Here is an 11,197-nt window from a genome sequence, read left to right as displayed (position 1 = left end):
CCACAGGAATCTCCGTTGAACATATATTCGCCTTTCGTATAGCCAATTTCGTTGATTACTTTTCGGGCAATATCCTGCACATCAAGGTAAGCCTCAGACTTTACTTCACCGGCCAAAACAACCTGTCCGGTAGTTACCAAAGTTTCGCAGGCCACTTTTGAATTGGGGTCATACGCCAAAAAATTATCGATAAGAGCGTCGGAAATTTGGTCTGCAATTTTATCAGGATGGCCTTCTGAAACAGATTCGGATGTAAATAGATAGGACATATTTCTTTTGTTTTATTTAATTAAAATTTAAGAAAAAAGGTAGAATGATTACAAAAGAAACTAAAATAGAAATTCTGTTTTAGCATTTTTTATGGAGGTTGCAATCAGTTCAAATTTTTCCTCATGAAATTATCGTCTGCAAATTTAAAGATATTTGTTGAAACACAAAACTTATTAACCTAATTAAAATCATTGTGGTTTTATGCTTACATACTCCTCCGGATTTTTATTGTAATTCAGTTTTTCAGCCAGGGAATTCTTGACTGAAAGCGCCATTTCGTCTAAAATTTTCTGCTTATACGTTGGCTTATAATAAATTAAACTGATTTCGCGGTACGGAAACGGCTTTCTGAAGCGCGCAATTTTTTCTTTCTGTAAATCAGACAGTTGCGGAATCGCAAGTTCGGGAAGAATAGTAATTCCCCCAACCTTATCCACCATCTGAATTAACGTGTTGATGTTTGAAGCAAGAAAATCGAGATTTTTAGGCTTTAAAGAGTTTTCTTTCAGAGGACAAATGTTTTCAAACTGTGTACGAAGACAGTTTCCTTCTTCCAGAAGCCAGACTTTATTGCTGTCGAGTTCTTCAGGAACAACGAATGAATCATCTTTGGTTGTACTTTCCGAAGAGTAAATCATCAGTTCTTCATTAAAGAGAAAATGTTGGTAAAATTCGTTAGCAGTATCATACGGTGTGGAAATAATTCCTGCATCCAGCTCACCAGATTTAAGGGCCTTGATGATACTGTCCGTCGTCATTTCCTTTACATTAAGTTCTATTTTTGGATTTTCATGTAAAAAATCAAAAATCTCGCTTGGAAGTATATAACTGGAAACTGTTGGAATAATCCCCAGATTAAGCTTACCGGCCAAAACATTATTCAGTAGACTTGCCTTGTTGCGCAATTCATTTACCGCATCGATCACCCTTTTGGCTTCTTCAATAATTTGAACTCCAACATCAGTCGTGCGGATTGGATGCGTGGTTCGGTCGAAAATTTTCACATCCAACTCATCCTCAAATTTCTGAATCATGGCGCTAAGCGTGGGCTGCGTAATAAAGCACGCCTGCGCCGCTTTACCAAAATGTTTATATTTATCTACCGCGATAAGATATTCTAATTGCTGAATGTTCATTTGATTAAGTTTATCTATTACAAAGATACGTTGTTTTCTTCATTTTGCCCGAAATTAAAGCCTGCTAAAGCACTAAAATCCTTAAATTTGTTACTTTAAAAAGTTAATCATGGACTCAAAAAAACTTACCTCCGGCTCAGGAGCGCCCTACTTCGAACATCAGGATTCCCAGACTGTTGGCAGTAGAGGGCCGGTTTTACTGCAGGATTTTATGCTTCAGGAAAATTTAGCTCATTTCGTAAGAGAACGTATCCCTGAAAGAGTTGTTCATGCCAAAGGCAGCGGCGCTTACGGAAAGTTTACCGTAACACATGATATTTCGAAATACACAAAAGCAAAACTCTTCGCTAAAGTTGGGAACCAGTGCAGGATGTTTGCCAGATTCTCCACCGTAGGCGGTGAAAAAGGCAGCGCAGATACAGAACGGGACCCAAGAGGTTTTGCACTGAAATTTTATACTGAAGACGGAAACTGGGATTTGGTGGGCAATAACACGCCTGTTTTTTTCATTAAAGATGCCAAAAAATTTCCCGATTTTATTCATAGCCAAAAGAGAGTTCCAAAAACAAATTTGAAGAGCGCTACCATGATGTGGGATTTTTGGAGTCTGAATCCAGAATCACTTCACCAGGTACTGATTTTAATGTCGGATCGCGGGACACCTTATGGCTACCGGCATATGCATGGTTTCGGATCACACACTTTTTCAATGATTAGTCACGATAACGAAAGAGTTTGGGTGAAATTTCATTTTAAAACACAACAGGGTATTAAAAATTTCAGTCACGACGACGCGGTAAAAATGAAAGGCGAAAACCCGGATTTTGCGCAGGAAGATCTGGTTACAGCCATCGAAAACGGAAATTTCCCGAAATGGACACTTTATATTCAGGTAATGACTGAGGAACAGGCAAAAGAATTCCGCTGGAATCCGTTTGATGTTACAAAAGTTTGGCTGAAAAACGAATTCCCACTTATCGAAGTCGGTGAAATGGAACTGAACGAGATTCCTGCCAACTTCTTTGCCCATGTAGAACAGGCAGCATTTTCGCCAAGCAATCTGATTAACGGAATCAGTTTTTCGCCTGATAAAATGCTTCAGGGAAGATTATTTTCCTATCCCGACGCGCACCGCTACCGTGTGGGCGTTAATGCAAATCAACTTGAGGTAAACCGGTGTCCGTTTGCGGTTAACAATTATCAGAGAGATGGTGCAATGGCAGATTCCAGCAGATATAAGGATATGCCAAATTATTTCCCTAACAGTTTTGATGATATAAAGCCCGATCCGCAGTACAAAAATTTCGAGTACGATTTAGACAGCACCAACGTGGCACATTTCAACCGAAATGAAGACGACGACGACCATTACACCCAACCCGGCTTGCTTTACACCAAAGCAATGAATCAGGAAGACCGCGATCGTCTTATTTACAATATCATCAGTTCCATGCGAGGAATTTCGGGACCGAAAAGAGATGAAATCATTAACCGTCAGCTCTGCCACTTCTTCCGGGCAAACATTGAACTGGGGATGAAAATTGCGATGGTCTTACAGATCAATATCGATGCAAATATGATGAATCACTCGAAAACTGAGTTTTAATTTCCTCATTTAAAGCATTAAAGCTTGAACAGCTCGAAAAAAAAAACTAATTTGCGAAAAACCGAATAAAAGCAACATAAAGATGAATTTCGAAAATATTATCCTTGAAAATGAGGGCAAAACCGCTCTCATCACAATCAACCGTCCGGAAAGCCTTAATGCACTGAATTATAAAACTATACAGGAATTAAGCAATGCTTTTGAAAACCTAAATAATGATTCTTCCGTTCGTGTTATAATTTTAACCGGAAGTGGCGAAAAATCTTTCGTTGCGGGTGCAGATATCAAAGAATTTGCAGACTTCGGAACAAATGAAGCAGAAAACTTAGCAAGAAACGGCCAGCAAACACTTTTCAACAAAATTGAAAATCTCGGCAAACCCGTAATTGCGGCTGTAAACGGATTTGCGCTGGGTGGCGGATTAGAACTTGCCATGGCCTGCCATATCCGTTACGCATCAGAAAATGCTAAACTCGGACTTCCGGAAGTGACTTTAGGACTTATTCCAGGTTACGGAGGCACCCAAAGACTACCTCAACTGGTAGGAAAAGGCATTGCAAACGAACTTATTTTTTCCGCAAAAATGATAAGCGCAGAACGAGCGAAAGAAATTGGCCTGGTAAACGAAGTTTTTAGTTCTGAAGAACTTTTACCAAAAACAAAGGAACTTGCTTCATTAATTGCGAGAAATTCACCGATGGGAATCTCGAAAGCAATCGAGGCAGTAAACCTTGCCGGAACCAAAGAAGGTTTTGAAAGAGAGATAAAATCCTTCGGCGAACTCTTCGAAATGGAAGATAAAAAAGAAGGAGTTGCCGCATTTTTAGAAAAAAGAAAACCGGCTTTTTAAGGTAAACATTTAAATAAAATATTCTTTTTTTGGAATCTACTAAATTTGACAAAGCCTACCTGAAAATGGCGATGGAATGGGCAAAACTCTCCTACTGCAAAAGAAAACAAGTGGGCGCACTTATCGTAAAAGACCGGATGATTATTTCCGACGGTTATAACGGGACGCCATCAGGATTTGAAAACTGCTGCGAAGATGGTGCAGGAAAAACCCATTGGTACGTGCTTCATGCAGAAGCCAACGCTATTTTAAAATTAGCTGGTTCTACTCAGTCGGCAAAAGATGCCACCCTCTATCTTACTTTATCGCCTTGCAAAGAATGCAGCAAACTGGTTGTACAGGCGGGGATAAAAAAAATAGTTTACATGGATGATTATTCAGATAATGCCGGGGTCGAGTTTCTTCGGAATCATGGAATAGAAATTCTCCAAATTTCGAAAGAAAACCTTTTATAAAAACACAAATACTATGACCTGGGATGAAAAAATTAAAGATTTCGAAAATTTTCTAAGATTCGAAAGGAACTTTTCCGACAATACACTCGATGCCTATCTTCGCGACGTGAGAAAGCTACGGGATTTTGCAGAATTTGACATGAATGATACCGGGCCGCTGGTTATAACTTACGAGAACATTCAGGAATTTCTCTATCACCTTTCCAAGAAAAAATTCAGCGAACGAACCCAAGCAAGATGGATTTCTTCCATAAAAGCTTTTTTTAAATATTTAGTTGAAGACGAAGCGCGTGAGGATAACCCGGCAACCCTTCTCGAAGGCCCAAAACTCGGACTTTATCTTCCGGATACATTAAGTTTTGATGATGTAAACAGAATCATTAAGGCCATTAATATTTCCACCGATTTAGGGCGCAGAAACCACTGCATGATCGAAGTACTTTACGGATGCGGACTACGGGTTTCGGAACTTATTGATCTGAAGATGTCGAATATCAACTTCAAAGAATCATACCTAAAAGTCGAAGGAAAAGGAGACAAAGCCCGTTTTGTACCTTTGGCAGCTTATACTGCAGAACTCATCAAACAATATATTAAGGAAATACGTTCGAAATATAAAATCAATAAAAAATGTGAAGACATCCTCTTCCTCAACAGTCGCGGATCTTCTATGTCGAGGGTGATTGTATTTATCATCATTAAAGAATTAACTGAAAAAGCCGGCATCAACAAGAAAATTTCACCGCATACCTTCCGCCATTCCTTTGCAACACATCTGCTGCAAAACGGCGCGGATTTAAGATATATTCAGGAAATGCTGGGACATTCGAGCATCACGACCACCGAAATTTATACCCACTTGAAAAACGAAGAACTTCGGGATGTCATTCTGAATTATCATCCGAGAAATAAAGAATAAATGGATTATCTTAAGTTTTGTCCGAAATGCGGCAATGAAAGCCTAAACTGGGACGGAGAAAAAAAATGGAACTGTAAAGTTTGCGATTTTATACTTTTTCACAATGTTGCAGGAGCGGTTGCTGTAGTGATTAAGTGTGGCGATGAAATTCTGCTGACGAGACGTAATCAGGAACCTAAAAAAGGTAAACTCGATTTGGCCGGTGGTTTTGTAGATCCAAAAGAAAGTGCTGAAGAAACCTGTGCTCGGGAACTTTTCGAAGAAATGAAGATGAGGATTGATATTTCAAAACTGAAATATCTCGCCAGCCTACCCAATATTTATGAGTACAAAAACATCATTTATAACACTTTAGATCTTTTTTACGAATACGAATCAGATGAAAAATTTGAAGTAAACCTGGAAATTTCTGAAATTTCTGAAACAGTTTGGCTGAAAATTCAAGACATTAATCCAGATGATATTGCCTTCGATTCGCAACGCATCTTTCTGGAAAAATATAAAACCCTATAATTTTTAAGCGGAGTTTTATTTGTAATTTTGAAGTCCCGAAATTTCACCCATGCAGGAATCCGCAAATAACATCGAATCACAGATTGTTTTTGAAGACAACCATCTTCTGATCATCAACAAAAAAACCGGTCAACTCGTGCAGGGTGACAAAACGGGCGATGCCTCACTGTTGGATCTCATTAAAGAATTCATCAAAAAAAGAGACCAAAAACCAGGCAACGTCTTCCTCGGTCTGGTTCACAGAATCGACAGGCCAACTTCGGGACTTGTCATATACGCAAAAACCTCAAAAGCACTTACCCGACTGACGCAAATGGTAAAAAACCGGGAAATAAAAAAGACGTATTGGGCGGTTGTTGCCAAAGAAATGATTCCCCAAAGCCAAAGGCTGGTTCATTATCTTCACAAAAACGAGAAAACAAACAAATCTACCGTTTTCATAAAACCTACAGAAAACGCGAAACAATCGGTACTCAGCTATCAGTTAATAAAAACTTTAGATAACTTTCAGCTTCTTGAAGTTGATTTAGAAACAGGCCGGCATCACCAAATCCGCGCGCAGCTTTCAAAAATTGGTGTTCCGATAAAAGGAGACTTAAAATATGGATCATCCAGATCAAATCCCGATGGTGGCATTCATCTTCACGCGAGGAGATTAGAGTTTATTCATCCCGTCACCAAAGAGAATCTTGTAGTTGTAGCGCCTGTTCCGCAAAATGACTCAGTTTGGGCAGCATGTGAAACCGAAAATTAAAGTCTAAATCTTTTCAGGCTTTTTTTGGCAGAAATAAATCCCTATTTTTGTTTGTTTATAAAAGCATGCGGCACAAAATCCTCTTTATTTCCTCGTGGTATCCGAACAAATTAGAGCCTACTAATGGTAATTTTGTGCAGCGCCATGCCGAAGCGGTTTCTACACTTCATGAGGTAGAAGTTCTTCACGCAATCGGTGACCGGGCGCAGCAGGAAAAATTTATCTTCGACGACAAAAATATAAACAGCCTGCGCACTTTAATTGTTTATTATAAGCAAACCCAGAATCCTGCACTAAATTTTGTAAGGCGAATGCAGGCCTATAAAAAGGGGTTTTCGAAACTCAACAAACCCGATTTAGTGCATGCAAACGTTCTTCAGAACAACATGTTTTTTGCGGTTTATTTAAAAAACAAATATAAAATTCCTTTTGTCGTCACCGAACATTGGTCAGGATTTTTACAAATAAACAGACACAGACTTTCTAAACTTCAGCTTTTTACAGCAAAAAGAATTGCAGAAAAAGCGTCATTCCTTTTACCTGTAAGTCAATATCTCTCCAAGGATTTAAAAACAGCAGGCATTCAAACAAAAATAGAAGTAATTGAAAATGTTGTAGATACAGATTTGTTTCATATAAAAAAAGCAACGCCCGCAAAGTTTACGTTTTTACATATTTCAAATCTTATCAGCATCAAAAATCCTGATAAAATTATCGCTGCGGCAGTTCGTTTATTCAAAGAATTTTCGAATTTTGAACTTCAGATTGGCGGTGACGGTGATGTGGATACCTTGAATAAGATGATTAAATCTCAGCATGCAGAAGGTTTCATTAAAACTTTTCCGATGCTAACTTCAAAGGAAGTTTCAGATAAAATGAGAAACAGCAACTGTTTTATTCTCTTCAGCGATTATGAAAATTTTCCCTGTGTTCTTCTGGAGTCGCTTTCGACAGGAACGCCTGCAATCGCAACAAAAGTAGGTGGAATTCCTGAAATTTTAAATGAGAAAAACGGGATTTTGATCGGAAATTCTGAAGATGAACTATATTACGCCATGAAAAAAGTTCTTACTGCACAAATACATTTTGATGAGCCGGAGAAACTGCATGAATACGTGGAAAATCGTTTTTCTGTGGATAAAATTTCCCACAAATTTGATTGCATTTACCGCCAAATATTAGAATAACAGTACTAAAAAACTTTTTATTAAAAGTGAAAAATTTACAGAAATTTATTAGAGGTTTTTTACAAAACAAAGGTCATCATGTATTCCTCTCCCTTTTAATAGCAAAAATTTGTGGATTTTTAGGATCGCTAATTATAATCAAAATTTTGCCACCCAATGAATTTGGAGTTGTTAGTATTGTAGCTTCTATTTTTGCCTTATTTATGCCATTCAGCGGCTTCGGCAGTCACCATAGTCTACTGAGATTTGGCTCTCTTACGAATGATTTTTTAGAGAAGCGCAACCTTTCAAATTTTCTTTTAAAAAAAGGTTTTGCATACCAAGTACTGTTAAGTTCTGCTTTTCTACTTTGCAGCTTTTTATTTGTTACAAAATATATAGATATTATATATATTTTCCTCTTTTTTACCATTCGCCTTATTGGATTTTATTTTTTAAATCATATACAGGCTCATCATCGAATGTTAGGGAATAATAAAAAATTTGCAAGACTTAGTAATATTGTTAATATAGCTGGATTTGTCCTTCTTTTATTGTTATCATATTTTTTTGGTTTATGGGGATACCTTGCAGCAACTTGTGTAACTCCGTTTTTTGCTTTGATTTGGTTAAAAAAAGAATATTTTTCGTCGAATTTAAGAATAAGGTATGACAAGAAAAGCATTTGGGATTATGCGATACATACTTCTTTCAGTGGATTTCTATCTGATGCGCTTTTTTCTTTGGACATTATTATTCTAAGTATTCTAATGAATGAGGGGTTTGTGGCAAGTTATAAGGTGGCCATTCTAATTCCATCAAATATTACAATTTTAGCGGCAACTTTTATGCAAAGTGATTATCCAGTTTTGGCAAAGAACTATTTAGATAAAAATTTTCTAACATTTTATATTCAAAATTATTATAAAATATTTATTCCTTTATCCTTTGCAATTTTTATCATTTGTTACTTATTCAGAGTGGATATTCTAACCTTTTTTTTTAATTCGAATTATAGCTCCAATACGAACGTTTTCACAATATTGCTGGGCGGTTTTTGTCTTAATATACTTCTTCGAAATCTATATGGAACCGTACTTTCTGCGGTAGGTTTGATGAAGTTTAATACGCTCATTTCAATATTGAATTTACTATTATTATCTATTTTCTCATTGGTTTTCGTCGATCGTTGGGGAATTATTGGAATGGCATTAAGTATGACCTTAAGTACATTTATTTGTGGATTATTGCTGATGTTCATCTTTCTAACCTATCTCAAAAATTTAAAATAAATTATCTTTGTCTTAATGAAAAACCTGTTTTTCTTTTCCGTGATTGCTTTTTTTGCATTTCTTTCGTGTAGAAATGACGAAGCTACCGTGCAGAAAATCGATCAGATAATCCAGCTCTACATCGATTCTGCGGATCAGGACATGCTGAATACCAATATTAAAGGCGGCTATACCAATGCCAAAATGAACGATGTGTACGGCCTTACCGATACAGCTCCGGTAAATTTCAGTTCAAAAAAAGACAACGATACGGCAAGCTATATCGAATATATCGCCGGTGCCCGAAGAATCGGAATCGACTCCTCTGGAAGTTTAAAAACATACGAATCGAAGATCGCATTATCCTTTACCAAAAGCATTACCGATTCCACCACAGCGACCATTAATGACACCATGACGGTGCAATATCGGTTAACTCCGGAAGTCTTCCAGGTTTCGAAAATTTGGTACAACAATGTTTTACAGTTCACAAAGGTTGCAGACGAACCTAATATTGTGAAGATTCAAAAGTAAATCACTACCCAAATCCTCTTTAAAAATTGTAAATTTGCGGGAACTTTGATTTTAGACCATCTAAAATCCCCATTTAAAATTAGATTTAATGTTACAGGTTAATTTTTTGCGCGAAAATAAAGAACGCGTTACGGCAGGTTTAAATAAAAGAAACTTCAAACAGATTGAGTTGGTTGACGAAGCCATTTCTACCGATGATGAAAGGAAAAAACTTCAGTTCGAACTCGATCAGAACCTGACTGAGATGAATAAAATCTCGAAAGAAATTGGGATTTTGATGAAAGAAGGTAAAAAAGAAGAAGCTGAAACTGCCAAATCAAAAACCGCTGAATACAAAGAAAATATACAGATTCTTCAGCAGAAATTAAAGGATGCAGAAGCCAGACTTGCGGAAATTCTTTATGTAATTCCCAATATTCCTTACGAAAAGGTAGTTGCAGGAACTACTGCAGACGATAACGAAATCGTTTATCAGTCACACGATGTTGAAGGTTTGGGCGAAGGCGCAATTCCGCATTGGGAACTTGCAAAAAAATACAATCTTATTGATTTCGAACTTGGGGTGAAAATCGCCGGCGCAGGTTTTCCGGTGTATTTCGGGAAGGGTGCGAGACTTCAGAGAGCTCTGGTGCAGTATTTCCTTGATAAAAATACAGATGCCGGTTATGTGGAAGTAAATCCGCCACATGTGGTGAATGAGGCTTCTGGCTACGGGACCGGGCAGCTACCTGATAAAGAAGGACAGATGTATTTCGTGAACGAAGATAATTTATATCTCATCCCAACCGCAGAAGTACCGGTAACAAATCTTTACCGCGATGTTTTGTTGGACGAAAAGGATTTACCGATAAAAAATACTGCATTTTCGCAGTGTTACCGACGTGAAGCCGGAAGTTATGGCGCACACGTACGTGGATTGAACCGACTGCACCAGTTCGAAAAAGTAGAAATTGTACGTCTGGAAAAACCTGAAAATTCTTACGCTGCCCTTGAAGAAATGGTAGAGCACGTAAAATCAATTCTGGTTGATCTTGAACTGCCTTTCAGAATTTTAAGACTTTGTGGAGGTGATATGGGTTTTACTTCAGCGATGACTTATGATTTTGAAGTTTGGAGCGCTGCTCAGGAAAAATGGCTTGAAGTATCCTCAGTTTCCAATTTTGAAACCTTCCAGGCGAACCGTTTGAAATGCAGATTTAAAAACGAAGGTAAAACACAGTTAGTTCACACGTTAAACGGTTCCGCAATGGCTTTGCCTCGAATTATGGCCGCTCTTCTGGAGAATAACCAAACCGAAAACGGCATTAAAATTCCGTCCAAAATTGCAGAGTACGCAAGATTCGACATAATCGATTAAGATAAACAAAAACGATCTTAAATAAAAAACCACCGCAATCGGTGGTTTTTGTTATTCTGTAGTGACAATAATTTTTTTGTCTTTAAAGGTAAGAGCTTTTCCGTTGTCCAGAAGATCGTTTGTCCTTACGTTAATCTGTATCGTTTTGTTATCAATCTGTTTTACAAAATCATGCTTTCCTACGATGGATTTTATGGGTTTCTGAAACTTCATTGTGCTGTTCAGATTCATATTAAACATTTTCATCATTCCAACCATTCCTTTTGCCATCTGCTTACCATAAACTTCAAGGGAATCACTTTTCGTTTTAGGCTTGGTGTTCTCTGAATCCGGCGTGTTCTTAGCAATTTCATTCAGGAATTCAGT

General features: G+C 37.7%; 12 protein-coding genes and 1 pseudogene. 10 read left to right on the top strand and 3 right to left on the bottom strand.

Features of this window, described 5'->3' with window-relative positions:
* Both V5N63_RS00065 and V5N63_RS00060 read right to left on the bottom strand, forming a co-directional pair.
* The coding region (locus V5N63_RS00065) for an S-adenosylmethionine synthetase N-terminal domain-containing protein (RefSeq protein ID WP_332031919.1) at positions 1-269 on the bottom strand (269 nt) is incomplete at its 3' end.
* A 189-nt stretch (positions 270-458) separates the two neighbouring features.
* Positions 459-1,406: a LysR substrate-binding domain-containing protein gene (locus tag V5N63_RS00060; protein WP_088468198.1), complete on the bottom strand. Its 948-nt coding sequence runs from the start codon at positions 1,404-1,406 to the stop codon at positions 459-461.
* Positions 1,407-1,515: 109 nt separating this feature from the next.
* Between V5N63_RS00060 and V5N63_RS00055 the strand changes: the two genes are divergently transcribed.
* The 10 genes from V5N63_RS00055 (at position 1,516) to serS (ending at position 10,831) form a co-directional block, all read left to right on the top strand.
* Positions 1,516-3,012 (top strand): catalase, encoded by a 1,497-nt coding sequence (locus tag V5N63_RS00055; RefSeq protein WP_332031916.1) that lies wholly within the window; start codon positions 1,516-1,518, stop codon positions 3,010-3,012.
* An 82-nt stretch (positions 3,013-3,094) separates the two neighbouring features.
* On the top strand, positions 3,095-3,862 hold the full coding sequence (locus V5N63_RS00050) for an enoyl-CoA hydratase/isomerase family protein (protein WP_332031914.1): 768 nt from the start codon (positions 3,095-3,097) through the stop codon (positions 3,860-3,862).
* A gap of 29 nt (positions 3,863-3,891) precedes the next feature.
* Positions 3,892-4,317, top strand: a complete 426-nt coding sequence (locus V5N63_RS00045) for a deoxycytidylate deaminase (protein ID WP_088468201.1) — start codon at positions 3,892-3,894, stop codon at positions 4,315-4,317.
* 13 nt (positions 4,318-4,330) lie between these two features.
* On the top strand, positions 4,331-5,236 hold the full coding sequence (gene xerD / locus V5N63_RS00040) for a site-specific tyrosine recombinase XerD (protein ID WP_088468202.1): 906 nt from the start codon (positions 4,331-4,333) through the stop codon (positions 5,234-5,236).
* Positions 5,237-5,749, top strand: coding sequence for an NUDIX hydrolase (locus V5N63_RS00035; protein ID WP_332031912.1), 513 nt, complete (start codon positions 5,237-5,239; stop codon positions 5,747-5,749). It abuts the gene before it with no gap.
* Between the two features lie 49 nt (positions 5,750-5,798).
* The gene (locus V5N63_RS00030) at positions 5,799-6,503 is read left to right on the top strand and encodes an RluA family pseudouridine synthase (protein ID WP_332031910.1); all 705 of its coding nucleotides are present in this window, start codon (positions 5,799-5,801) and stop codon (positions 6,501-6,503) included.
* Positions 6,504-6,568: 65 nt separating this feature from the next.
* Positions 6,569-7,690, top strand: coding sequence for a glycosyltransferase (locus V5N63_RS00025; protein WP_332031908.1), 1,122 nt, complete (start codon positions 6,569-6,571; stop codon positions 7,688-7,690).
* A gap of 26 nt (positions 7,691-7,716) precedes the next feature.
* Positions 7,717-8,961, top strand: coding sequence for an oligosaccharide flippase family protein (locus tag V5N63_RS00020; protein ID WP_332031907.1), 1,245 nt, complete (start codon positions 7,717-7,719; stop codon positions 8,959-8,961).
* Between the two features lie 15 nt (positions 8,962-8,976).
* Positions 8,977-9,474 (top strand): hypothetical protein, encoded by a 498-nt coding sequence (locus V5N63_RS00015; protein WP_332031906.1) that lies wholly within the window; start codon positions 8,977-8,979, stop codon positions 9,472-9,474.
* An 88-nt stretch (positions 9,475-9,562) separates the two neighbouring features.
* A complete protein-coding gene (serS, locus tag V5N63_RS00010; RefSeq protein WP_332031904.1) occupies positions 9,563-10,831 on the top strand; it encodes a serine--tRNA ligase in 1,269 nt (422 codons plus the stop codon).
* Positions 10,832-10,882: 51 nt separating this feature from the next.
* Here the strand turns inward: serS and V5N63_RS00005 are convergent.
* Positions 10,883-11,197, bottom strand: a pseudogene (locus V5N63_RS00005) (hypothetical protein); the annotation flags it as partial.

The organism is Kaistella sp., assembly GCF_032060305.1.
Lineage (GTDB): Bacteria > Bacteroidota > Bacteroidia > Flavobacteriales > Weeksellaceae > Kaistella > Kaistella yananensis.
This window is presented reverse-complemented; position numbering and strand designations above follow the sequence as displayed.